The following is a 23,544-nucleotide window of genomic DNA, read 5'->3' on the forward strand; positions in this document are numbered from 1 at the left end:
TCTCTCCTCTTTGCCTTGTTTCTTACTGATCGAGCAGACGTGCTTTGCCGGGCTCCCATGAGACCCGGATGCGATCCCCCACTTTCACATGCGGCGAACTCATCGAGCGCATCCAGACGAGATCACCAGACTGCAAACGAAGACGAATGGCCGACAGTTCGCCCAAGTAGACAGTCTCCAGAACCTCGGCGGCGAGGCCTGAACCATCAGATTCTACGCGGAAGTCCTCCGGGCGAACGAGAAGCTGTGCGGTGTCTTGTTGCGAAATATCGGGATATGCCGGTATTTTAAACGTTTGTTCCGTTCCTTCGAGCCTGAAGACGATGCATGTGGCCTGGCGCGAGACCACTGTCACCCGCAGGAGATTGGACTCGCCCAGGAAGGTCGCCACGAAGACGTTTTTCGGCTGCCGGTACAGTTCGGCCGGCGTGCCGACCTGCTCAAGGCGACCGCTGTTGAGCACGGCAATCCGGTCCGACATAACCAGAGCTTCTTCCTGGTCATGTGTGACGTAGATTGTGGTGCGCCTCGATTGCTCGTGAAGGCGGCGTATTTCCAACTGTACATGCCGGCGCAACTGTCGATCCAATGCACCTAGCGGCTCGTCCATCAGAAGCAGGTCCGGCTCGATGATGATCGCGCGGGCGAGCGCGACCCGCTGCTGCTGACCGCCGGACAGTTGTTGAATGCCTCGGGCTTCGAAACCCTCAAGCCGTACCATCTCCAGTGCCGCCAGCACACGCTGCTTGACTTCCTGCGTCGGCCTGCGACGAACATGCAAGCCGTAAGCCACATTGTCGAACACGTTCATGTGGGGGAAAAGGGCGTAGTTCTGGAACATCATTCCAATGTTCCGGCGGCGCGGCGGCACGCTCGTTATATCGGAGCCGCCCAATCTCAATGTGCCGCCGTCCGGCAGGAGGTAGCCGGCAGCGATGTTCAGCAGGGAGGTTTTCCCGCTGCCAGATGGGCCGAGCAGGGTTAGGAACTCGCCTGCGCCCACGTCCAGAGTCGTCGGATGAAGCGCCGTGACTTGACCGAAATTCTTGAACACGCCCTCGAATTTGACGGCGGCGCCTCGGGTTCGCTCGTTCACCTACTCTTGTCCCTTAACTCGGTTGATCTGCACAATTGCGAAGAGGATGACTGTCACGACCAGTATCGCCGTCGAGGCGACTGCGGCCACCGGGGTGAACTCGATCCGGATCTGCTCGAAGAGTTTGATGGGAAGCGTCTTGGCCGCCGGCCCCACTAGAAACATGGACAAGACCACTTCGTCGAACGAAGTTATGAAGGCAAAGGCGGCGCCGGCGAAAAGCCCCGGCTTGATTGCAGGCAGCGTCACCGTTCTGAACGCGTAGAGCGGGCCGGCCCCCAAGCCTGCCGCGGCGCGCAGCAGGGTTTGGTCGAAGCGCGCCAGCGACACGCCGACGTTCAGCACCACGAAAGGCAGGCACAGCAGGCTGTGCCCGAGCGCCAAGCCGAAGACGCTGCCCTGCAGCCCAACGAAGCGCATTGAATAATAGAGTGCGATGCTGGTCATGATGACGGGGACGATCAGCGGCGCCAGCATGAGGCCGGTGACGGCCCCTCGTACCAACGGCGTTGCCCGCGCCAGCCCGAGCGCCGCGAGCGTGCCGAGCACAACCGAGAGAGAGGTGGCGGTCAACGCTACCTCGACGCTTGTGACGACAGACCTTATCCACTCTGAATCGGTGAGAAACTGCGCATACCAGCGCGTCGAATATCCCTGTGGCGGAATCTTTATGAACGACGACGCATTGAACGACGCAGGGACCACCGCGAGGATGGGGAGCACAAGAAATGCGAGGACGACCGCACCAAGAATCTGTGAGACAACGGCGCCGGGGTTTCGCTCGTTCATCGCACAGTCACCGCTTGTTTGAGCGCGATAAACCGGGTGGCGACACCCAGTATGACGAGAATGATGACGAGCAGGATGAATGAAGCCGCTGCGGCCAGTGGCCAGATGAGCCTCTCATTGACGAAATTGTCGATGAGCATGGCCACCGTGAGATTGTTCAAACCTCCAAGCAGAGACGGCGTGATGTAGAAACCCAGCGCCATTAGGAAAACAAATATCGCGCCCGTCATCACGCCGTTTGCGGTTAGCGGAAGGTAGACTTTCCAGAATGTCTGGAGGTTGGTCGCGCCCAGACCGTTGCTGGCCTGTATCAGCCGCTGGTCCAGCTTGAGCATCGACGAGTAGATCGGCAGGACTGCATAGGGCAGCAGCACATGGATCATTCCCAGATAGACCGAGAAATTATTAAAGAGAAGCTTCAGCGGCTGGTCGGTAATTCCGAGGAACATCAGCGTGCCGTTCACCGGGCCGTTGCGCTCGAGAAGCAGCATCCAGCTGAAGGTACGGACCAGAACGCTGATCCAGAACGGCACGAGGATACAGTATAGGGCAATCGAAAGGAGTGTGCCGCGCAACCGCGACAGCAGGAAAGCGGTCGGATAGGCGAGCAGCACCGAGATCATCGTCACGATAATCGCGAGCTTTGACGTGTTCCAGAACACTGTCAGGAATACGTCATCGAAGATAAGCGTCTCATAGGCGGAAAAAGGCCCTCCTTCGCCCTCGAAGCTGATCTTCACGAGGGCGAGGAGCGGGACGCCGAAGCATCCGATTAGAAACAACGTCGCAGGAAGCAGCAGCAGCCAGTTCATCGCGGCTGCCTTGAACTTTGCGGCCGAATTTTCTCGCTCTGCAAGCCGGACCGACGGCTGGTGCGCCGGCTCGCCGGCGCTACCAACCTGCATAGACATCAAGTCCTCGTTTCTTGATCTGGCCAGCTATGACCACCCGCTGGATTTCGGAAGTTCCCTCCCAAATGCGGTCCACTCGGATGTCGCGATAGAGCCGCTCGACGGGAGATTCACGCATATAGCCCCGGCCACCCAGGATCTGGACCGCCTTGTCGATGACGCGTCCCGCCATCTCGGAGCAGAACAGTTTGACCGCGCTTGCCCGCGCATGGATGATCTTTTGGTCGAGGCCGTGGTCCATTTCCGCGGCAAGCCGATAAAGCATCGATTTCCCAGCGTAGATATCGACGGCCATGTCAGCCAGCATGAACTCGATTGCCTGGAAATCCCGGATAGGACGACCGAACTGGACTCGGCCGCCGGCGAACTCGTTGGCAACATCCAGAGCCCGCGTCGCGGCACCGAGCGTATGGCAGGCGATTTGCAGCCGTGCCTCGACGAACCATCGCTTAGTTAGTTCGAAACCCTGACCGATCTCGCCCAGCATTCTGTCTTCAGCGAGCATGACGTCGTCGAACCGTAGTTCCGCATGATCGAAGGCGTAGTTGTGCATGAATTTCGGCGAGCGGAGGTGGACAACGCCGTCCGCGTTCGAATCGACGAGGAACAGGGTAGGCTTGGCGGGATCTCCGTCGACATGTGCATGCACGATGATGAAGTCGGAAGCCTTGTATGAGGTGACGAACCACTTCTCGCCGTTCAGCTTCCAGCGGCCGTTTTCGAGAACCGCGCTCGTCGTCACAGCGTTGTTGTCAGATCCTGCGTTGGGTTCGGTTATGGCGAAGGCGCCGCGCCGGTCGCCGGCGTTAGATGGAACCAGATATTCCTGCTTCTGCTTGGCGGTGCCGTATCTGAGCGAAACCGGAGGCCGCCAAACACATGTCCAAAGGCCGTTGGTAGCCCGCCCCAGTTGTTCCTCGATGACGACTTGCTCGAGCATGGTGAGGCCCAGACCGCCGTCTTCCTTTGAATGGTTGATGCCGGCGAGGCCCCATTTGACGATCTGCTCGCGCAGAGGCTTTCGCTGCTCTTTGGGCAGTTCGCCGTGTTCGTCGGTGAGTATCTCCAAGGGCGCAAGCACCTGCTCGAAGAAATCGCGCCCGAGCCTGGCGAGCTCGATTTCCCGCTTCGACAGTGAAATATCCATCATTTCTTCCTGGGTTTCGCGACCACGAGCGCATCGACTGCGACCGCTCCCGACGCATTTGCAATTACGGGATTGACGTCGATCTCCGAGATCACATCGGAGAGGCTCGTCACCAACACTGAGAAGCGCTCGATCAGCGTCGCTAGGCTTTCGATGTCGGCGGGCAGGTTGCCTCTCACTCCTTCTAGCAACGGGTAGATCCGCAGCCCTTTCAGGAGATCGAGAGCTTCGGCAGCCGAAATCGGCGCCAGTGCCGCGTTACTGTCTTTCAAATGTTCAATCAGTACACCGCCTGCGGACACCACTACCAAGGGCCCCATCTCGTCGCGGACGACAGCACCCAATCCGATCTCAACGCCCGGCGCGGCCATCGCCGAGACGAGGACTTCCGGCCCGAGACGATTGCACAAATCGCCATATGCGGTTTGTAGATCCTCGGCGGACTTGAGGTTGAGGCGGACGCCTCCCACATCGGACTTGTGCGCGTGGCCGGTCGCGGTCTTGAGCACCACGGGATATCCGATCTTGCTGGCCGCATCGCAGGCATCCTTGAGGTTGGCGACACGCGTGGTTTCCACAGCCCTGACACCGAAATGCGCAAGAAGCCTCAGGCCTTCGTGCTCCGACAAGTCGTTTCCAGACGACAGCCGTGTCCGCCAGGCTTGGACCGTCGTCGCGTCGGCATGCGGCGCGGGAGCTTCGACGTGGCGCGGCCGGTTGCGCCAATGCGAGGCGTGACGGTACGCGAGAAGAGCCTCCCGCGTTCCCTCGATGACAGGAACGCCTTCGCGTGCGAGAGCCAGCGCCAGCTCCGAATTGGTCGTCTTCGAATAATTCGTCGCAATCGCGACAGGCTTCGCTGCCTTCATGGCGACCTTTAGGACCGCTTGCGCGACGCCGGCGGAATACCAGTAGTCGTCGCGAATATCCGAGAAAAATACGGCGGTACCTACATTCTCGTCGGCGAGCAGGGCGTTTAGGGCGCCTTCGTACCGCTCGACGAAGTTGCCCGGCGTTCCCCACGCATCCAGCGGGTTTTCGGCATGGAGCCCAGGATCGAGGAAGGGTTGAATCCTGCCCCGCGTTTCGGAGGAAATCTCGGCGTACTCGACGTTCAGCCGCTCGGCGATGTCGACGGTGAGTTCACGCTCGCCACCGGAGTCATGCATGCTCGCGAAAGCCCCATGCTCCGGCAGCCTTCGCGGCTGATCGAAAAATTGCAGCGTCGCTGCGAATTCGTCCAGATCCTCCACGACGACCGCGCCGTACTTCCGGCAAAATGCCAGGAACGACTGGTCGTTGCCGGTGAGTGCGCCGGTATGGCTCAGCGCCATCTGCGCGCTTTTGGCCGTTCGGCCTACCTTCAGGATCACAACGGGTATGTCCCGACTGCTTGCGCGATCCAGGACGTTTGCAAATCTTTTCGGATTGCGCATCTGTTCGAGGAACAGACCGATCACCCGCGTTTCCGGCTGCTGCAACGACCACTCGATATAGTCGGCAGCAGTGGCTCCGAGTTCCGAACCGCTCGACACGCAGACCGTGAACCCGAGCCTGCGTTCGTTGTGCGCCAAAGCGGAGAAGGCAGAACCGGACTGGGCCACGAAGGCGATCCCGCCTGCCCGCAGACCCTCGGGGGAGGGGAAGCCGGCGATGCGCAGCCCGATGCCTGGATTGTAAAGCCCCATGGAGTTCGGGCCGCACAGCACGATTCCCGCGTCCACGGCTTTATTCTTCAATCGTTGGGCGAGCGCAGGAGCGACGTCGTTGTCGAGAAAGGCTGAGCCGAACACGGTTATCGCCTTGGCGCCATGCGCTACCGCACCGTCGAACGCCTCTTCCAGGTTCGCGTTCGCTATCGCCAGAACGACGAGATCGACTGTTTCGGGTAACGCATCCAGGCTGGGATAGCATTTCAGGCCATCAATTTCCGAATAGTTCGGATTGATCGGATAGACACGTCCCTTGTAGCCGTCGATCCGGCTCATCTCGACCATAGCCAAGCCGTTCGAGGACTGTCGCGAGGATGCACCAATAAGCGCTACGCTCTGCGGCTTGAGTAGCGCATCCATTAGACGCCCGACTATTTCCGCTTGGCCACAGGCTTGGTTCATCGCAAGATCGCTCGTCACGTTTTCGAACATACCGGGCCGGAGATGAAGACAGGACTTCGACTAGAACTCGTCTTTACGAGCCCCAGCAAGCGCCCCCTTTCCTCCCAGTGCCTCATTCATAATCACGTCCTACGATTCAAAAAGTGTCGATATGGACTCCTAATTATCGTTTCTGGACAGGACTGGATTTAATTCGACCCGGCGTTTGCCAAGGCGTGCACACCGTAGGTACGGCCTTGTGGTCCGGGCAGCATGCCTGCACGCGCACATCGTTCGCGGATAACGTGCGACGGCCGCGCTAGCCGGACGCGCGACCGCCTGCGCGGACGGAGCCGGGTAAGGACATCGGCCGGAAACATCCGGATGTCGATGTGAATTGCAACCACTTTTGTCGCTGCATCCGGACCATCGCCGGGCGCTCCCGGTCGCCCCACCGAACGGTCTTCCTGCCGCACCAGCGCGTTCAGGCAGCCACGTCTCTCAGCGCGATGATATGGGAGTGCGCTGCAGAGCCTGCCGTCTTGGTGTTGCGCGTCTCCTGCGGAGAACATCCATATGCCACGCGGTAACAGCGGGAGAAATGGGACGCTGACACGAATCCCGTTGCGACGGCTACTTCCAGGACGGGAATCCACGTCTGAAGCAGCAGAAGTCGGGCGCGATCGAGGCGAAGCTTCAGGTAGTAGCGGTGCGGGGATGACTTCATCTCGCTGTTGAACAGTCGCTCGACTTGACGCCGCGAAAGCTTCGCTGTTTCCGCCAGTTCTGCCAGGGCGAGCGGCTCGGCAAGGTTGTCCTGCATTTTCTCTATCAGCCGGACGATCGTCGGATTAATCTTCTTCATGCGCGTTGCAAAAGGAAGCCGCTGGCGGTCGGTCGGCTGCCTTATACGATCGACAAGCGCGCGCTCGCACACCGCCGTCACGACGGCGTCGCCGCAATCGTGCTTCACAATGTTGAGCACCATGTCGATTGCGGCGGTGCCTCCGGCACAAGTGTGCACGCCGCCATCCACGACGTAGAGACCGGTGCTCACAAACGTACTCCCAAACCGCTCGACGAAGCCGGGATAGTTTTCCCAATGGATGGTGCATTCCCTGCCGTTCAACAATCCCGCACGCGCGAGGACGTAGGTGCCGTTGCAGAAGCTCGCGACTTCCACACCGCGCTGCCGGCATTCCCGCAGCCACGCTGCCGTCGCAATGTTTGTGTGCTGCTCGATATCCCCCCCCCCGCAGATGACAGCCATGAAGGGCCGCTGCGGGTCGGAAAGATGTCGCCGCTCCGCAGCGAGAGAATTGTCGACCTCGATCGTCAGGCCGCAGCTTGCTTTGACCTTCGCGCCATCAGCGGAGACTAGCCGCCAGGCATAAAGATTTTTGCCCAGCGCGATGTTGGCCAGCCTCAATATCTCGACGGCGGAGGAAAGTGCCAGCATCGTGAAATTGGGGACGAGATAGAAGGCAAAGAGACGGTTCGGGACGTCCACTCTTTCCATTTGATGCAATCCTGACGGCGGTACCCGCGTGCGCTGCGGAGGCGGTGGGCGGAAGCGATAGCGACACATATTGACGCAAGCGCGCAGGTTGGAAAGAATGAATGCGACACTTCTCTGGATAGATATGCGACATCAGACGACATCGCCCCCTTACGGCAAGCGAGATCTCTCCAGCGGCCACGGCGCCCGCTTGAGGGTAGGTATCGTACTGTCGAGGCGCTTCACGCTGTGCGCTTTCGCCAACTTCGTCGATGTGTTGCGCCTGGCGGCCGACGAGGGCGACCGCAGCCGGCCGATCAGATGCAGATGGAGCGTACTCGCGCAGCAGATGCGGCCGATACTTTCCAGCAGCGGCGTCCTCGTCCAGCCGCAGGAGCTCTTAGGCGACCCGGCGCGCTTCGACTACATCGTGGTGGTCGGCGGTTTGCTCGATGATGTCGAGCGAACCGACAGGCATATTGATGCGTTTCTGCGCAGCGCCGCCGCTGCCCGCGTGCCTCTCGTCGGTCTATGCACAGGTACGTTCATACTCCACCGCGCCGGTCTTATGGCCGGCTATCGCGGCTGCGTCAGCTGGTTCCACCACAGAGAGTTCCTGGCGCAATTCGACGGACTCACGCCGGTATCGGATCAGATATTCGTGGTGGACCGGGATCGACTCACCTGCGCAGGTGGGGCGAGCACGGCGCATCTTGCTGCCTTCCTGGTCGAAAGGCATATCGGCAAGTCTGCGGCCACCAAGAGCCTACACATCATGATGATTTCGGACGCGGAGCAGGGAGATGCGCCGCAGCCGGGGTTCACGCTGGACATCCAGACAAGCGACTCCGTCGTCCACAAGGCGCTGCTCCTGATGCAGCAGTGCCTGGACGTGCCGCTTTCCATAACGTCGATCGCGCGCCAACTGAACGTCGGCAAGCGCCGGCTGGAACGGCGTTTCCGGACCGCCATCGACAAGTCTCCGTCGGAGGCGTTCCTGGAAATGCGGCTGGCCCTCGTGCAGCACCTTCTGGAAAACACACAAAGATCGATCGCCTCGGTCGCGGCCGAGTGCGGCTTCTGCGACTCTTCGCACCTCAGCCGTCTGTTCCGGCGACGGTTCGGGATCACCCCGCAGGAGTTCCGCAAGACGCACCCGGCACAGCCTCGCATGGCCGCGTGATACGCGGTCGCGATACATGCGGCGGTGCCAGCGTGCCTGATGTGATATTTGTCAAAACCCCGTTCTATGATGGGTTGATCCGATAGGCGCATCCAGTTCCTGCGATGTAAGCGCGCCTCTTTCTTGAGTAACGCAAAACGAGCTCCGGGGCATCGCTGGGTTTCTCCGCGAGCGTGCCTGGGCCCATCCAAGGAAAAGTCGCTCACGGCGGCGTGCGGCAAGATCGGCGGCATAGAGGGCGTCTGTCCCGGAGGTCTCGGTCACAAGGCGGCCAACTCGGACGGTGTGTCGGGCGCAGCCGCAGGAATGATCTCGCAGATATTCTCGATTTTGCCGATCTGCTCGCCGATAAATCGATCGCGGCCTGGATATCCTCGAGCGCAAGCACTTAGCGGATGAACTGCCCATTGTGCCAAGCCATCGTCATTGAACGACTGCCGGCACCGAAAATCGTCCCGCTCGCGGAGGTTCGCAGCTCATCCATGCTCGATTGCCGGACGAGCAGCTTGCCGAAGGTGCGCCCAGTATGTAGAGGATGTCCATCGTCGCTACGGCATGCCGATGACCTGCAGGCGATCGACCAGATTGCGAACCCCATGCAATTGGCCCGCATATCGCTATCCCAGCATCCGCCGCGATAGCGCCGGTCGCTTGACCACGTGTGCGCCCGTCGGACAAATCTGCTCATGGCGCGACTAAAAAGCACGGCGCCTCCCACTCCTGCCTTGGCGACTGAAGCGAAGGTATCCACAAGCAAGGCAGCGCCAACGACAAGCGCGGCACAGTCCACACCGCCGGGTATCGAAGCCACGTCGGGATAGCAGGGCTGCTCGTCGGTCCGACCATAGCGCGGATTGACCAGATGAACCTTGCCTGGGAACCCGAGAGAGCGGATAGACTGCAGAAGGCTCGCGCCGAAACTTTCAGGTTTTGGACTGACACCGAGGATCGCCGGCGTCCTTGGACGCGGTAGCTTAAACCGTCATTCGGCACCTTTGACCGCGGAGGTGACATTTTCTGCCAGTTGGGCAAGAAAGGCGCGTGTCGTGGCAACGCCATCATAGATTGCTTCCTCGGCGCTGCGGGCGATCGTGCAGTCGCCGATGGTGACGAACGGCACGTCCGCGCCTTTGAGTTCATGCTCAAGTGCGGTGTCGGGCGCATTGCCGGAAGCGAGCACCACCGTATCGGTTCCTTCCAGAACGATCGGCTGGCCGCTGGCTCCATGCAGGAAATAGGCGGTATCGCCGTCAGCGCCAAAAAACCGGGCATACGGGATGACCTCGATCTCCGCCTCATGCAGCTTTCCGGCCCAGTGATCGCGTACATATTGCTGCAGGTTCTGGCCTGCACAGATGCCGTTCACCGCTAGGCGCACATGGTGCCCCTTGCGGCTTAACTGGATAGCGACGCCGATACCGATCCAGTCGCAGCGCCAGTCGGCCACCACCGCGCGCGCGCCTGGTTCCGCCCTCCCCGCCAGCAGGTCTGCCGCCTCGATGACGTGACCAGCTTCTCGCCCCTCGGTCTCGCTTCCAACCGGCGCCGAGCCCGTCGCGAGGATGACGCCATCAGGGGCGATCGCCTCGACGACAGCCCGGTCGACGCGGCTGTTCAAACGCACATCGACCTGCCGCAGAGCCAATTCCGTCGCTAGGTTGGTGACCAAGCCTCCGAATTCGAAACGATCGGGTAAAAGCTGCGCAAGCAACGCCTGTCCTCCTAACCGCGGCGTCGCTTCCGAGAGGATCACCCTGTGTCCCATCTCGGCAGCGGTTACCGCTGCCTTCATTCCCGCGGGACCGCCACCCGCCACCAGCACCTTCAATGAACGGCGTACGACAGGAACGGATGGCGGAAGACGCAGTTCCCGGCCGGTAGAGGGATTCTGGATGCAGGAAATCGAGTGGCCGGCGTGGAAGTGACCTATGCAGGCCTGATTGCAACCGATGCAGGCCCGGATTTCGTCGGGACGCCCTTCACGCGCCTTGCGCGGCATGTCGGGATCGACGATCAGCGCCCGCGTCATACCACACATGTCGGCCTCGCCGGCCGCCAGGACACCTTCTGCAACTTGCGGCTGGTTGATGCGGCCGGCAACGAAAACCGGAACCGAAACCACCGCACGGATGGCCGCCGCCTTGTCCGCGACATAGGCCGGTGGGATCTCCATTGGCGGCACCACATGTATGGAACCACCCAGGCTCGACATCGTGCCCAGCGTCGTGTTGACGTAGTCGACCAGACCTTCCTCGGAAAGCTGGCGACAGATGCCGAGGACGGTTTCCTGATCCAACCCGCCTTCATCGGCTTCGTCGGCCGAAATGCGCAGGCCAACCACGATGTCGGCCCCGACGGCGCGGCGCACACCGATCAGACTTTCGCGCAACGGGCGAAGCCGGTTCTCCGGCGAACCGCCATAGATATCCTGCCGGCGGTTCACGCTGGGATTCAGAAACTGCGCAAAGAGCAAGCCATGGCTTGCCATGAGTTCGACGCCGTCATAGCCGGCCTCGGCATAGCGTCGCCCACCTTCCGAGGCGGAGGCGATGATCTCGGCCACCATTTCGGTGGGCATTTCGCGCGGGACGACGTGGAACCGGTTCTCCGGCGTCGGCGAAGGCGCGAAGACCACGCCGCGCATCCCGTTCATCATGCGCCTCGTGACCCTGCCTGAATGCGACAATTGCCCGAACAGCTTGGCGCCATGCCGGTGCACCGCAGTCGCCAGCCTCGCATAGTGTGGGATCGCGTCGTCGCTCAGAAGCGCAAGATCCGGCGCCTCGCCGAGCGTCGAGGCATGGAAGCGCGCCGCTTCGTTGATAATAAGCCCGACACCGCCCTTCGCACGCGTTTCGTGATAGGCGATCAGGTCATCACTGGGCAGATTTCCTCGAGCCAGATAGGTTTGGTGACCGGTCGAAAGGATGCGATTGCGGATGTCGTGACCGCGGATGTCGAGCGGCGAGAAGAGATGGGGATAGGTGCGAGACATAAAATACCTCAAGGTGGTCCGGGGTTCACCTGCCCAAGTCAGACTACCATTCGGGCAAGCAGCAAAACCTGGCAGTCAGGATCTTCCGTCAGCCGCGCGGCCAGAACGCATCCGGCCGATCCGGCGCCGACGATGATGTAATCGAATTCCCGCTCTGTCACAGCCATGCCGGCAGCCTCCCCATGTTTTCCGACGCTTTCCATACCTGCGCCTGGTAAGGGTCCGTGAACCTTAGATGCCAGCCGCAATCTGCAAAGGGAGAAAGACGGGGACGGCGTCCTTACTTCAAGTATGATCAGGACCACGCAGACACGGAGCGGAAGACGCCAGTTCGCCTGTGCTCAGGCCGCCCGCTCGGCGACAACCCCGTCCAGCCAGCCGACCGCCATGTTGGGTACCGACTCGAGCAACTTGCGCGTATAGGCGGCATGGGGCTGGGCCAGAACCTGATCCTTGGCCCCCCATTCGACGATCTGGCCGTTTTGCATGACGACGACGCGCTCGGCGATGGCGCGCACCACCTCGATATCGTGGGTGATGAAGAGGTACGAGACGCCAAGGCGGTACTGCAGTCTCATCAGCATCCGCAACACTTCCGCTTGAACCACCTTGTCCAGAGCCGAGGTGATTTCGTCACAGACGATCAGTCGCGGATCGGCCGCAAGGGCGCGTGCTATGGCGATGCGCTGTTTCTGTCCGCCCGACAATTGGCCCGGCGTACGATCGATATGTGTTTCGTTCAGTTCCACGAGGTTGAGCAATTCCCGCACCCGCTCCTCGCGACGCGCCCCGCGCAGCCCCTGATAGAGCGTCAGCGGACGACCGATTATCTTGCGAACCGTCTGGCGCGGATTGAGTGCAGTATCGGCGGACTGATAGATGATCTGAATCTGTTTCAGCGTCTCCAGCGACCGGCGGCGTAAGGTGCCCGGCAACGGCTTGCCGTCATAGATCACCTGCCCGGAAGACAACTCCTTCAGCCCGACGATGACACGACCCAGCGTCGATTTCCCCGAACCGGATTCCCCGACCAGCGCAACCGTCTCGCCTCGCCCGACCTCGAGATCTATCGAGGTCAGAACCTGGAAATCGCCATAGTGCGCATCAAGGCCGGCTATCATCAGAAGCGGCGTGCCCTTGCCTGCGCTCCGGTCGCCGTGGCCGAGCGGCATTTCATGCACCGCCCACAGGCTTTTCGTATAGGGATGTACCGGACGCTCCATGATCTGAGCGATAGGTGCCTCTTCTACCACCTCGCCGTAACGAAGTACCGCGACACGGTGCGCAACCTGGGCGACAACCGCAAGGTCATGCGTGATGTAGATCGCTGCGACACCGTAATCCTCGATGAGCTTGCGGATCGAGATCAAGACTTCGACCTGGGTGGTCACGTCGAGCGCGGTGGTCGGCTCATCGAAGATGATCAGGGTCGGGTTGCAGATCATCGCCATGGCGACCATGGCGCGCTGCAACTGGCCGCCTGAAACCTGATGTGGATAGCGCCGGCCGAAGTTCTGAGGATCGGGAAGCTGAAGCGCATGGAACAGGTTGAGCGCGCGTTTCTGCGCCGTTTCGCGTGTCAATCCTCCGCGATCGACAGCGACCATGATAATTTGGTCCATCAGGCGATAGGCCGGATTGAAGGCCGCCTGAGCGCTCTGCGCGACATAGGCGACCTTGGTGCCGCGAAACTTGCGTCGCTCCTCTTCCGAGACAGCGAAGATATTTTGCCCCAGCAGCCGAACCTCGCCCCCGGTGACCTTCGCGCCTGGGCGAAGGTAGCCCATGGCGGCCAGTCCGACGGTCGATTTTCCAGCGCCAGATTCGCCAACCAGGCCCAGCACTTCGCCGGGACGGATTGACAGGCTGACGCCGTCGACGATCTTCGACCACTGATCGTTCGATCTCGCTTCTATCTTCAGATCGACAATGTCGATGACGGGTGCTGTCGGCGTCGCGGTCATGGTTTGCTGCCCATCGTCTTAAGCATCGTCGTTCAGGCCGCTTGCCCGGTTCAGGAACCAGTCGACCACGAGGTTCACCGCAATGGCCAGGAAGGCGATGGCCGCCGCGGGAATGAGGGGGGTGATATCGCCCATGTTGATCAGCGCGGCGTTGTCGCGGACCATCGATCCCCATTCCGCCGTCGGCGGTTGAATGCCGACCCCGAGAAACGATAGGGCCGCAATATTCAGGAAGATGAAGCAGAATCTCATACCCAGTTCGGACAGGATCAAGGGCAGGATGTTTGGAAAGATCTCGTTGACCGCAATCCACAGCATGCCTTCTCCGCGCACCTTGGCGTGCTCTACGAAATCCAGGCTGGCGACATTCAGCGCCGCTGCGCGCGCGATGCGATAGAAGCGCGTCGCGGTGAGCACGGCGATGATCAGGATGAGGTTCAAGACCGAGGAACCGAAGATCGAGAGGATCATCAGCGTGAAGATAAGGTCCGGAATCGACATCAGCGCATCGACGAGGCGCGAGATCACCTGGTCCACGAATCCTCCGACGAGCGCGGCAAAGATACCCACCAGGCAGCCTATGACGAACGATATAGCTGTGGTGACCAGTGCGACCGAAATGGAATTCCGGGCGCCGAATATCAGACGCGACAGGAAATCGCGGCCGAGCTGGTCGGTCCCGAGCAGATGGTTGGCACTCCACGGCTCGAAAGGAATGCGCGACGCGACTTCGACTTCGCCATAAGGCGCTAGCAACGGAGCGAAAAGGGCGACGAAGGCGTAGATGGCGACGACTACCATGCCGAACTTGGCGCTCGGCGGCGCCGAGAGAACAAGCTTCAACGCGTACAAGAAGCGGTTGGGAGCTACGGAGCGGACTTCAAGAATTTGCTGCATGGTTCCTCTCTTCAACGCGGATGCAGCAGCCGCGGATTGCTGACGATCGAGACGATGTCGGCGATCAGGTTGAAGCCGATATAGGCAGCAGCGAAAATGAGCGCGCAGGCTTGGATGACTGGCACGTCGCGATTTCGCACGGCATCGATCATCGCCTGACCGACGCCTGGGTAGACGAACACGACCTCGATCACGACGACGCCCGAGATGAGATAGGCGAGATTCAGCGCGACCACGCTGGCGATAGGACCGATCGCGTTGGGCAACGCCTGGCGCAAGACGACGCGGTTTTCCGGCTCGCCCTTGAGACGCGCCATTTCAACATAGGGGCTGGCCATGACCGACAGGATCGCCGCGCGCGTATTGCGCACCATGTGAGCCAGAATGACCAACAGAAGGGTGAGGATCGGTAGCACCATACGGTAGATCTGCTCGCCCAGCCCCATGCCGTTGCGGATGCCAGCCATTGAAGGAAACAGCTGCAGCTTCACCGCCAGTACCATCATGACGATATAGGCTACAAAGAATTCGGGGATCGAAATAGAGGCAAGCGTCGAAGTCGACAGAAACTTGTCGAGGAGCCGGCCTCGATAGCGGGCGCACACTATGCCCAGCGCGATCGACAGCGGCACGGCGATGGCGGCGGTGATCGAGGCCAGAACGAGAGTGTTCTTCAGCCGCGGCCCGATCAGCGCCATCACCGGACGCCCCGAGAATGATAGTCCCATGTCTCCCATCGCCGCCGCCCCCAGCCATACGATATAACGTGGGAGCCAGGGGCGGTTCAGTCCGAGCTTTGCCTCCATCGCTGCGATTGCCTCCGGCGTGGCGTTCTGGCCGAGAATGGCAGAGGCATAGCTGCCGGGCAAAAAGCTGACGGCCGAGAAGATGATCAGGGAGACGATCAGCAGGCTGAGGAGTCCCAGGCCGACCCGGCTCGCCACCATGGACAGGATCGGGTGGGATTTGGTCGTCATGCGTCGCACTCTCCGCTCGCTTCCGGGATGCTTCTCCGCTGTCGGCAGACGCATACTCACGCGTCTGTCCGCCACCAACGCTCGGCCCCACGATGGTTGTCGGCCGGCAGAATGCCGCCCAATGTCTCATGACCGATTGCCGACGTCATGGCGAGACGCCAGGAAACGTACGCCACGGTGATCAGCCCGCCCTCGTCATGCAGCATCTGCTGCGCTTCGGCATACATCTTGGTACGTTTTGCCTGATCCATCTCGGCACGCGCAGATTTGACGAGCGCATCGAAGGCCGGCTCTTTGAAGCCGGTGTTGTTCCATGGCGCGTCCGAGGTATAGGACGTGCTAAACAGCAAATCGAGCGTGACGCGGCCATACCAGTCCGAGGCGTTGAACGGCTTTTTCAACCAGACGTTGTCCCAATATCCGTCGTCGGCCTCCTGGATGATGTTTACGGTGATCCCGGCCTTTGCCGCATGTTCCTTGAACAGGACCGCAGCATCGACTGCGCCGGGGAAAGCCGTTTCGGCCACCGACAGGTTGACCGTCACGTTGTCCAATCCCGCCTCCTTTAGGATGGCCTTCGCGGCCTCCGGATCATACTCGTGCTGAGGCGGCGTTTCGGCATAGAAGGGCATGATCGAGGCGGCCGGATTGTCGTTGCCTTTCTTGGCCTCTCCCAGGAAGACCTTGGCGAGAATGTCCTCGCGGTCGATGGCGAGCTTCAGTGCCTTGCGCACGGCTGGATTGTCGTAGGGCGCGACGGAGCAGTTCATGTCGAACGTCAGATGCCGCAGGCTGGGCGTGCGAACGATCTTCAGGCCAGGGTTCCGCTCAACCATCGCCACGTTACGGATATCCACATCCTCGATGACGTCAACTTCGCCCGTCATCAAAGCATTGAGCCGGGCGGTGCTATCGGAAATGTTTACCACCTCCACCTCATCGAAATGAGGCAAGCCAGGCTTGTGGTAATCAGCGTTGCGCTTCAGACGGATCGCAATTCCTGGCTCGAAGCTTTCTAGCTTGAACGGGCCCGTCGCGATGCCGCTTTGCCAGTCAATACCGCCACCCTGTTGTGCCGGAAAGATCGACAGGTGAAAGTCCGACATAAGGTACGGAAGATCGGCGTTGCCATCGACAAGAGTGAATACGACCTTGTCGTCGCCGTCGATATCGATCTGCTTAATCTGCTTCACGATAGCTAGGGCACCGGACGTGCTTCCCTCACCCATATGATGCAGAAATGATTGACGCACATCCTCTGGCGTTAACGGGCGACCGTCATGGAATTTCACCCCCTTGCGCAGAATGAATGTCCAGCGTGTTGCCCCCCCCTCGCTCGTCCAGCTGTCTGCAAGGTCGCCCGCGAGTGAGCCGTCCGGGAGCAATTCCACGAGGTTATTGCAAAGCGACCCATTGAAGGCAAAACCCGTCATCACCGATGCCCAGCTTGCCGGGTCGAGCGTCTCCTGCTGCGAACCGTCGTTCATGCCGTAACGCAGCTTCCCCCCTTGCTTGGGGTTGTTCTGAGCCCAAGGCAGACCGGGCAGAGCAACCATGCCGACAGCCGCGCCTGCCCCTACTAGAAAGCGCCGCCGCGTTGGCGCAATGCCCACGGACTCTATGGAATTCTCGCAGTTTTCGATATTCTGTCGCTCCATAAGTTCCTCCAACTTGCCGATACGGCAACACTCTTCACGCGGACATCCGGCCGGTCGCCCGGCCATCCATGCGCATAAGGGCGCGGTGGCCACGACAAGCAAAGTCCGCTCCTGGTCAGTCATTAAGAATAGCGGGCCAATGCGCCCCGCCCAGGTAGCGCCGAGCAGCCCCAGGCTCTGAGCCACCAACGCTCGCCCATGCGCAAATTGTCGAGCGGCATCAGGCCGCCTACCTTGTCGTAGCCCGATTCATTCATGTTTCACCCTCTTGGATTGTAGGTCGATAGTTTGGTCGCTTCGTGCCGGGGCCTTCGCGATTTTACAGTAGTTGGAAACGCAAATCTGTCAACAAACTGATTGACCGATCAATCACACAATGGTCAAAAAAACGCGTCATTGCACCACCGGGGAGCAGTGGAGGCCATGCCGGACCGCGACCTTGCCTATATCGGCGCGTCGGAAGCGCTGCGCATGTTCCGGCCGGGTCGATTGTCTCCCGTGGAACTGCTCGAGGCACAACCGACGCGGCATAGCCGCAAGTGCATCGAGCCTCAATGCCGTCTGCTTCACCTATGCCGACGAAGCCATGGAGCAGGCGCGGTGCGCGGAATCCCGCAATGCCGCGCGCGCCGGACCTACGCCCCCTGGAAGGCATTGTGACCGCCCTCAAGGACGAAAACATGATGGCCGGCAAGATTACGATCTACGGATCGGTTCTCTACGCCGATTTCACCCCCCAGCGGTTCGTCGGGCGGCTCGGGAGCGGCCCTAGTAGCCGGGTTGACCACTCTGGCGACGGGCTCCGACATCGGCGGCTCCATTCGCATTCCGCTTCGGCCTGCAGCGTTGTCGGCTTCAAGCCGCCTTGCGGGCGGTACCGGCGACACCGGGGCTGGAGGATCGCCTATTCGCTCGACTTCGGTTTCATCGAGATCGACCGCGACGTCCGCGCCAACATCCTGCGAGCGGTCAACATCTTCCGCTCGCTGGGAGCCGAGGTGGTCGAAGTCAACCTGCCGTGGCCGTGGAGAGTCTACAGCGCGGCCGCAATCCATTGCACGACACTATTCGGCGCCTGGTTCGCGGAATACCTGGACGAGCGCCAGCCGAGCCTGTTGACCTCCGCCACCGATTTCGCCCGTAAGTCACTTGCGATGACGACGCGCGACTATCTTTCTAGCCTCGACGTAGAGGGGTGGATCTATGCGCATTTCGGCACGCTGATGGAAGAGCGCGATCTCTTCCGTTGCCCGACCCTGAGCCGTGCCGGCGGTCGAGGCCGATTTCGAGCTGCACGAGCCGCTGCTGATCGACGACACGCCGATCGACCCCTATCTCTGCTGGGCCATGGCATGGCCCTTCAGAAGTCTTCGGGGAAGTGCCAGCGCATGAAGGCTAGGCAAGCCTCGCGAGCAATCTTCTGGCCTTCGGCCATAGGCATCATCGACACCAGATTCTCGACCCAGAGTCCCGAGATTAGGGCATTTAGCGACATCGCCAACTGCGCGGCATCGATCGATACGCCACGCAACTGCGCAAGCTCGGTCATGTCGGCGCAGACGGCCCGGTTATAGTGTTGGCGCAGATCTGCGCATCTTTTGTGGTAGGCGGGAACCCGGATCGCTTCGGCCCAGAAAGCCAACCACAAGGCAATCGTATGACGGCCGGCCGCATTGCGGCTGAAATCGGTATCGATCATGCGGCGGATGCGGTCCGCCGGGCCGAGCGCCGAAGCGTCGAGCCGGGTGAGATTGGCCTCGTACTCCGCAGCCGTATGGTCCAGCGCCGCGAAGATGATGCCCTCCTTCGACTGGAAATGAAAGGAGACGACGCCGTAGGAACATTTCGCCTCGGCGGCGATCGAACTGATCGTGACGCCTGTAAGGCCCCGCTTGGAAATAACCTTGACCGCTGCCTCGATGAGGCTGCGACGGCGGTCGACCACCTGGTCGTCACGGCTGGCCGACATCGTTTTCCCGGCAGCCCCCCGCGACCTAGCTTTCAAATCAGACATGCAAATTCAGCTCTTAACTCAAGAATAGATTGGAATCCCGTCTCGCAAGCAGACCGAAAAGCACGCGTCATCGTTTCGAAGACGTCTAACGCACTGTTTCACCACGTGGGTCAAGTCCGAGAAAACGCGCCGCGTTATCATACAGCCACAGGTTGCGTACCTCGCAACTCAAGTCAAGGCTGTCGACGTCCGCGACCGCGGTATCGACCGGCATCATCGGGAAAGCCGACCCGAAGATCATCTTGTGCTTCAAGATCGTACGACCGTACTGGAGCAGCGGCTCGTATCCCGAATGCGCCTTTGCAAGCAGCTTGGGGCGGACGGCAAGAAGGCCGATGTAAAGGTTAGGATGGCGCCATGCCACGCCGATCAGTTCCTGTACCCAGGGCCATCCCGGCGGCGAGGCTATGGCCCGCAGTTCGGGATAGCGGACCATGAGATTGTCCAGATATTCCGGCTTGCCCACGGACATCGGCGTATGCGTGGAAAAGTTGATGCCGCAGTGGATGTTGACCGGAACATCGAGCTCGATCGCTTTTTCATAAAGCGGAAACAGTCGCGCATCGTCGGGCGTCATCTTCAGCTCGAAGCACTGAAGATTGAGGCCACGCAGCCCGAGGTGGTTCACCGCATGATCGAACGCCTCCACCGCGTCCGCCCGATAGGGATCGACACCCGCGAAGCCGACGAAGCGCGGGCCGTGCGTCTTGACGAAATCGGACACCAGCTCGTTGGCGATCTTGAAACCGAACGTCGTGCTGACATCCCGCGCCTTCAGCACGACATGGCGTGTCCCGAGTCTTTCATAGGTCTCCAGATACCCGTCCAGGCCCTGGGCAGCCTTCGAACCCGCCGAGAGCGTCTCGCTCGCCCGATAGACCCGTCGATAATTCTGCAGATGCAGTGCGGCGGGGGAAAATTCAGGCAGCGGCGGGCGGCTGGAAAAATCGATCAGCATGGACTCAGCTCCATTTCGCTCGGTCTTCCAGGATGACCTTGGCGGCGTTGTGCCCTGGAACGCCGGTAACGCCGCCACCCGGATGAACCGACGCGCTGGCTTGGTAGAGCCGTTCGATCGGACTCCGATAGTCGGCATAGTTCGGCGAGAACCGGCAGAAGAACATCTGATCGGCGCTGATTTCGCCGTGATGCACATGACCGTTCGGCAGGTCGAAAATCCGTTCCAGGTCTAGCGGCGTCATCACCTGTCTATGCAGGATATGACCCTCGATATCTGGAAACTGGGTCTTCAGGACTTTCAGAACATTTGCCCACAGCTCCTCGCGCCGCTCGTCCCAGGTGCCCCTGGCGAGCGTGTAGGGAGCATGGCCGCCGAAGATGTTTATGATGTGCTGTCCGGGAGGCGCAAGCGTCGGGTCCACCATCGACGGCACCTTCACGATCAGGAACGGCTCATCGGCAATCTCGCCTTCCTGGGCGATACGATGCGCGCGTTCCATATAGGCCACGCTGGGGGCGATCGTCATTTGCGACAGAACACCGTCTTCGCGCGCGGCCTGGGCAAAGACAGGTGCATCCGGCAAGGATTTCAGAACCAGATTGACGCGAAACACGGTGCTTTCGCAGCGGATGTTGCGGATGTCGCGATTGAAATCCTCAGGCAACAGGCTGGGCTCGATGAGCTTGGTAAAGACCGTTCGCGCCGTTGCATTGGCGACCACGATCTTGGAGCAGATCTCTTCTCCGCCCGCAAGTCTGATGCCCACGGCGCGTCCGTCGTCGACCAGGATCCTTTCGACCGGAACGCCGGTGTGAACCTCCATTCCATATGCCTCGCCGGAACGGCGAATGGCCTCGGAAATCGTGCTCATCCCGCCCTTCATGAATCCTGCTGGCCCCGCCGGCGTGTTTCCGTCGCGCACGATGCCGCGCGCCAACATGTAAGCCGAACCCGGCGTTTTCAGGCTCGAGTTGGCTCCACCGCCGCCGGCAAAGAAGCCGAGGACGAGCTTGGCATCTTCCGACTCGAACCAGCGCGACAGGTAGTCGTAAGCGCTCATGGTCAGCAGCTTGTAGATGTCGAAAAATTGCGGGCCGATCTTGCGGAAGCGCCAGACGAAACCGGCCAGACGCTTCAGGTCGCCGATCTTGCCACTGCCGGGATTGACGGGAACTTCCCACAGAAGCTGTTTCATGAAAGGCGCGATTTTCTGCATATGCGCGCGATAGCGTGCATAGGCCTGACCATCCGAGTTCGACAGCTTGCAGATCTCGGCTGCGAATTTCTCGGGATCGTCCCACATCGTGAAAGTCCTGCCGCCTTCGAGCGCAAACACGGTAGGATGCGCGGGCAACACTTCGAAGCCGTATTTCTGCAACTCAAGATCGAGGATGACCTTGGGCTGCAAGAGGCCTTGGTAGTAGGACGCCATCGACGAGCGGTAGCCGGGCGCGATTTCCTCCGTTACGGCGGCTCCGCCGACGACCTCGCGCCGTTCGGCCACAAGAACCTTGACCCCGGCGCGCGAAAGATAGGCGCCGCAGGTCAGCCCGTTGTGGCCGCCGCCGACGATGACGGCGTCATAATGCGGTTTCATGCTTGGCCCCCTCGATCCAGGCACCAAACGTGCGATCGTATGAGCCCGCCCGTGGGTCCGCATTCCGTGCCTTGAGTTGAGGCTTGGATATCTTCAGCGAGGCGGTGCGCGGAAAATCCTCGACGAAGGCATAGAAGCGGGGGACCTTGAAGGCGGCGAGACCGGCCTGAGCCGTGGCGATGACGCTATCCAGGAGAGCCTGATCGGCGGCCCTCCCCTCTTTGAGTTTCAGATAGGCCTTTACTTCCTCGCCCCTGAAGGCGTCCGGCACGCCGACCACCGCCACTTCGGCCACGCCCGGAGCCGCGGCAAGAACCGTCTCGACTTCGCGTGCGGCAATGTTTTCGGCCGAGCGTCGGATCATGTCCTTCTTGCGGCCGACGATGTAGAAGAAACCGTCCTCGTCCTGACGGAACAGATCGCCAGTGGAAAACCATCCGTCGCGCAGCACCTCCGCGGTCGCTTCCGGATTGTTGTAATAGCCCAGCATGATGCCGGGACCACTGATCTGCAGTTCGCCAATTGCGCCCTCCTGCACAGGATTGCCGGCTTCGTCGACGATACGGCATTGCCGAAACGGACAGGGAACCCCGCACGACCCCGATCCGACCTTGTCGGAACGCTCGATGGGGGCGAACATCGCCGGGCCGATCTCGGTCATGCCGAATGCTTCGCGCGCGTTCAAGTCGAACCGCGCCTCTAACGCCTGATGGAGATCGCGCGGGCACCCGTAGATATTGGCGCGCACCACTTTGTTATCGGCGTCGTGCGGCTGCGCGGCGATACCATGCAGCACCCATGGCAGCAGGCAGAACTCGATATCGAACTGCTTCAGCCAGAAGGAGAAACGGCTGGTCGATTGCCATGCGGCGACAAAAAGCGTGCCCCGCTGATACATGGTCATTAGCAGCAGCCACTGCGGATCCATGTAGAAGAAAGGCGTCGAGGCCAGAATGCGGCGATAGATACTGCCGTCACGAAACGCGTTCACCTTGCCGGCCGAAATCCAGTAGCGCTGGCTTAGCATGCAGCCCTTGGGAAAGCCGCTCGTGCCCGAGGTGAACTGGATGTTCAACAGATCGTCATGGCCGACGGGTTCAGGCGCTGCGAAGCTCTCGGCCGGCTTGAGGAGTTCCTGCCAGTCGCGCGCGCCGTCCGGCATGTCGCCACCGACGACGATCATGCGCTCCGGCGGCACCGACACAAGGCCCTCGGCATCGGCGAGGTCGAGCGTGGCGCGCGTGGAAGCATGAGTGACGACCCATTCGGCTTCGGCCACCGTCATCACATGCGCGATTTCGCGCGGCGTGTAGCCGGGATTGATGGGCAGCATCACCGCCCCGATCCTGCCAAGCGCCAGCCAGGTCAGCGGAAAGGCGGCGATATTGGGCAGCATGACGCCTACATGCGTGCCTTTGCGGATGCCAAGGGCCACAAGACCGGCCGCCAGTCCGTTCACGGTACGCCGCATGTCGGCATAGGTGATGGTCTCACCGCTGTCGAAGAAATTCCACAACAGCCTGTCTCCGGCCTCGTCGGCGGCGGCATCGATCAGCACGCCTATATTGTCCGGCAGCGGCTCGGCCTCGATGCGGCGACGGCGCTCGTCGTAGCCGATGACGGGTTGCGCCAGAACCTCGTCCTTCCACATCTTCAGTCTCCAAATGCCACGCAGCGCTGGGTCCTCGGGGCCGCGCCGACGTTAGGGGGCGCGGCGGCGATGGAGCGGGATGCGTTGGACGTGATCGGACACCCGCTCCATCT

At 60.8% G+C, this 23,544-nt stretch carries 18 protein-coding genes and 1 pseudogene; 2 read left to right on the plus strand and 17 right to left on the minus strand.

What is annotated here, in order from left to right:
• Positions 1–22 precede the first annotated feature (22 nt).
• From ACTDI4_RS22840 to ACTDI4_RS22865, 6 genes are all read right to left on the minus strand, one after another.
• Complete coding sequence (locus tag ACTDI4_RS22840) at positions 23–1,096, minus strand: ABC transporter ATP-binding protein (RefSeq protein WP_442843485.1); 1,074 nt, start codon at positions 1,094–1,096, stop codon at positions 23–25.
• A complete protein-coding gene (locus tag ACTDI4_RS22845; protein WP_442843486.1) occupies positions 1,097–1,885 on the minus strand; it encodes an ABC transporter permease in 789 nt (262 codons plus the stop codon).
• Positions 1,882–2,796: an ABC transporter permease gene (locus tag ACTDI4_RS22850; RefSeq protein WP_442843487.1), complete on the minus strand. Its 915-nt coding sequence runs from the start codon at positions 2,794–2,796 to the stop codon at positions 1,882–1,884. The genes ACTDI4_RS22845 and ACTDI4_RS22850 overlap by 4 nt, the downstream gene beginning before the upstream one ends.
• Complete coding sequence (locus ACTDI4_RS22855) at positions 2,777–3,943, minus strand: acyl-CoA dehydrogenase family protein (protein ID WP_442843488.1); 1,167 nt, start codon at positions 3,941–3,943, stop codon at positions 2,777–2,779. Before ACTDI4_RS22855 ends, ACTDI4_RS22850 begins: the two co-directional genes overlap by 20 nt.
• Positions 3,943–6,087 (minus strand): acetate--CoA ligase family protein, encoded by a 2,145-nt coding sequence (locus ACTDI4_RS22860; protein ID WP_442843489.1) that lies wholly within the window; start codon positions 6,085–6,087, stop codon positions 3,943–3,945. Before ACTDI4_RS22860 ends, ACTDI4_RS22855 begins: the two co-directional genes overlap by 1 nt.
• Before the next feature lie 433 nt (positions 6,088–6,520).
• Positions 6,521–7,555, minus strand: coding sequence for a GlxA family transcriptional regulator (locus ACTDI4_RS22865; protein WP_442843490.1), 1,035 nt, complete (start codon positions 7,553–7,555; stop codon positions 6,521–6,523).
• A gap of 124 nt (positions 7,556–7,679) precedes the next feature.
• On the opposite strand from ACTDI4_RS22865, the gene ACTDI4_RS22870 reads away from it, so the two are divergent.
• Positions 7,680–8,717: a GlxA family transcriptional regulator gene (locus ACTDI4_RS22870; RefSeq protein WP_442843515.1), complete on the plus strand. Its 1,038-nt coding sequence runs from the start codon at positions 7,680–7,682 to the stop codon at positions 8,715–8,717.
• Between the two features lie 388 nt (positions 8,718–9,105).
• Here the strand turns inward: ACTDI4_RS22870 and ACTDI4_RS22875 are convergent, their stop codons facing one another.
• The 7 genes and pseudogenes from ACTDI4_RS22875 to ACTDI4_RS22905 form a co-directional block, all read right to left on the minus strand.
• On the minus strand, positions 9,106–9,666 hold the full coding sequence (locus ACTDI4_RS22875) for a CoA-binding protein (protein ID WP_442843516.1): 561 nt from the start codon (positions 9,664–9,666) through the stop codon (positions 9,106–9,108).
• Between the two features lie 33 nt (positions 9,667–9,699).
• Positions 9,700–11,712 carry an oxidoreductase gene (locus ACTDI4_RS22880; protein WP_442843491.1) on the minus strand — a complete coding sequence of 671 codons (2,013 nt, stop codon included), beginning with the start codon at positions 11,710–11,712 and terminating at the stop codon, positions 9,700–9,702.
• A gap of 56 nt (positions 11,713–11,768) precedes the next feature.
• Positions 11,769–11,879 (minus strand): annotated as a pseudogene (locus ACTDI4_RS22885) (NAD(P)-binding protein); the annotation flags it as partial.
• A 174-nt stretch (positions 11,880–12,053) separates the two neighbouring features.
• Positions 12,054–13,676, minus strand: a complete 1,623-nt coding sequence (locus ACTDI4_RS22890; protein ID WP_442843492.1) for an ABC transporter ATP-binding protein — start codon at positions 13,674–13,676, stop codon at positions 12,054–12,056.
• 18 nt (positions 13,677–13,694) lie between these two features.
• On the minus strand, positions 13,695–14,573 hold the full coding sequence (locus tag ACTDI4_RS22895) for an ABC transporter permease (RefSeq protein WP_442843493.1): 879 nt from the start codon (positions 14,571–14,573) through the stop codon (positions 13,695–13,697).
• A gap of 11 nt (positions 14,574–14,584) precedes the next feature.
• Entirely contained in the window at positions 14,585–15,550 is a 966-nt protein-coding gene (locus tag ACTDI4_RS22900; protein WP_442843494.1) for an ABC transporter permease, read from the minus strand.
• Between the two features lie 56 nt (positions 15,551–15,606).
• Positions 15,607–17,208: an ABC transporter substrate-binding protein gene (locus tag ACTDI4_RS22905; RefSeq protein ID WP_442843495.1), complete on the minus strand. Its 1,602-nt coding sequence runs from the start codon at positions 17,206–17,208 to the stop codon at positions 15,607–15,609.
• Positions 17,209–17,988: 780 nt separating this feature from the next.
• Here ACTDI4_RS22905 and ACTDI4_RS22910 point away from each other — a divergent pair.
• Positions 17,989–18,327: a hypothetical protein gene (locus ACTDI4_RS22910; protein ID WP_442843496.1), complete on the plus strand. Its 339-nt coding sequence runs from the start codon at positions 17,989–17,991 to the stop codon at positions 18,325–18,327.
• A gap of 241 nt (positions 18,328–18,568) precedes the next feature.
• Here the strand turns inward: ACTDI4_RS22910 and ACTDI4_RS22915 are convergent, their stop codons facing one another.
• From ACTDI4_RS22915 to ACTDI4_RS22930, 4 genes are all read right to left on the minus strand, one after another.
• A complete protein-coding gene (locus ACTDI4_RS22915) occupies positions 18,569–19,177 on the minus strand; it encodes a TetR family transcriptional regulator C-terminal domain-containing protein (protein ID WP_442843497.1) in 609 nt (202 codons plus the stop codon).
• 130 nt (positions 19,178–19,307) lie between these two features.
• Complete coding sequence (locus ACTDI4_RS22920; protein WP_442843498.1) at positions 19,308–20,180, minus strand: amidohydrolase family protein; 873 nt, start codon at positions 20,178–20,180, stop codon at positions 19,308–19,310.
• Between the two features lie 4 nt (positions 20,181–20,184).
• Complete coding sequence (locus tag ACTDI4_RS22925; RefSeq protein ID WP_442843499.1) at positions 20,185–21,780, minus strand: phytoene desaturase family protein; 1,596 nt, start codon at positions 21,778–21,780, stop codon at positions 20,185–20,187.
• The gene (locus ACTDI4_RS22930; RefSeq protein WP_442843500.1) at positions 21,764–23,431 is read right to left on the minus strand and encodes a class I adenylate-forming enzyme family protein; all 1,668 of its coding nucleotides are present in this window, start codon (positions 23,429–23,431) and stop codon (positions 21,764–21,766) included. The genes ACTDI4_RS22925 and ACTDI4_RS22930 overlap by 17 nt, the downstream gene beginning before the upstream one ends.
• Positions 23,432–23,544 lie beyond the last annotated feature (113 nt).

Origin of the sequence: Mesorhizobium sp. PUT5 (assembly GCF_052216645.1) — a bacterium.
Classification (GTDB): Bacteria; Pseudomonadota; Alphaproteobacteria; order Rhizobiales; family Rhizobiaceae; genus Mesorhizobium.

Excerpts from the sequence above, each read along its gene's own strand:
- ACTDI4_RS22865 (WP_442843490.1), bottom strand. The coding sequence starts at position 7,555 with ATGGAAAGAGTGGACGTCCCGAACCGTCTCTTTGCCTTCTATCTCGTC.
- ACTDI4_RS22880 (WP_442843491.1), bottom strand. The coding sequence starts at position 11,712 with ATGTCTCGCACCTATCCCCATCTCTTCTCGCCGCTCGACATCCGCGGT.
- ACTDI4_RS22845 (WP_442843486.1), bottom strand. The coding sequence starts at position 1,885 with ATGAACGAGCGAAACCCCGGCGCCGTTGTCTCACAGATTCTTGGTGCG.
- ACTDI4_RS22860 (WP_442843489.1), bottom strand. The coding sequence starts at position 6,087 with ATGTTCGAAAACGTGACGAGCGATCTTGCGATGAACCAAGCCTGTGGC.
- ACTDI4_RS22895 (WP_442843493.1), bottom strand. The coding sequence starts at position 14,573 with ATGCAGCAAATTCTTGAAGTCCGCTCCGTAGCTCCCAACCGCTTCTTG.
- ACTDI4_RS22900 (WP_442843494.1), bottom strand. The coding sequence starts at position 15,550 with ATGACGACCAAATCCCACCCGATCCTGTCCATGGTGGCGAGCCGGGTC.
- ACTDI4_RS22890 (WP_442843492.1), bottom strand. The coding sequence starts at position 13,676 with ATGACCGCGACGCCGACAGCACCCGTCATCGACATTGTCGATCTGAAG.
- ACTDI4_RS22920 (WP_442843498.1), bottom strand. The coding sequence starts at position 20,180 with ATGCTGATCGATTTTTCCAGCCGCCCGCCGCTGCCTGAATTTTCCCCC.
- ACTDI4_RS22850 (WP_442843487.1), bottom strand. The coding sequence starts at position 2,796 with ATGTCTATGCAGGTTGGTAGCGCCGGCGAGCCGGCGCACCAGCCGTCG.
- ACTDI4_RS22915 (WP_442843497.1), bottom strand. The coding sequence starts at position 19,177 with ATGTCGGCCAGCCGTGACGACCAGGTGGTCGACCGCCGTCGCAGCCTC.
- ACTDI4_RS22870 (WP_442843515.1), top strand. The coding sequence starts at position 7,680 with ATGCGACATCAGACGACATCGCCCCCTTACGGCAAGCGAGATCTCTCC.
- ACTDI4_RS22905 (WP_442843495.1), bottom strand. The coding sequence starts at position 17,208 with ATGGAGCGACAGAATATCGAAAACTGCGAGAATTCCATAGAGTCCGTG.
- ACTDI4_RS22930 (WP_442843500.1), bottom strand. The coding sequence starts at position 23,431 with ATGTGGAAGGACGAGGTTCTGGCGCAACCCGTCATCGGCTACGACGAG.
- ACTDI4_RS22855 (WP_442843488.1), bottom strand. The coding sequence starts at position 3,943 with ATGGATATTTCACTGTCGAAGCGGGAAATCGAGCTCGCCAGGCTCGGG.
- ACTDI4_RS22925 (WP_442843499.1), bottom strand. The coding sequence starts at position 21,780 with ATGAAACCGCATTATGACGCCGTCATCGTCGGCGGCGGCCACAACGGG.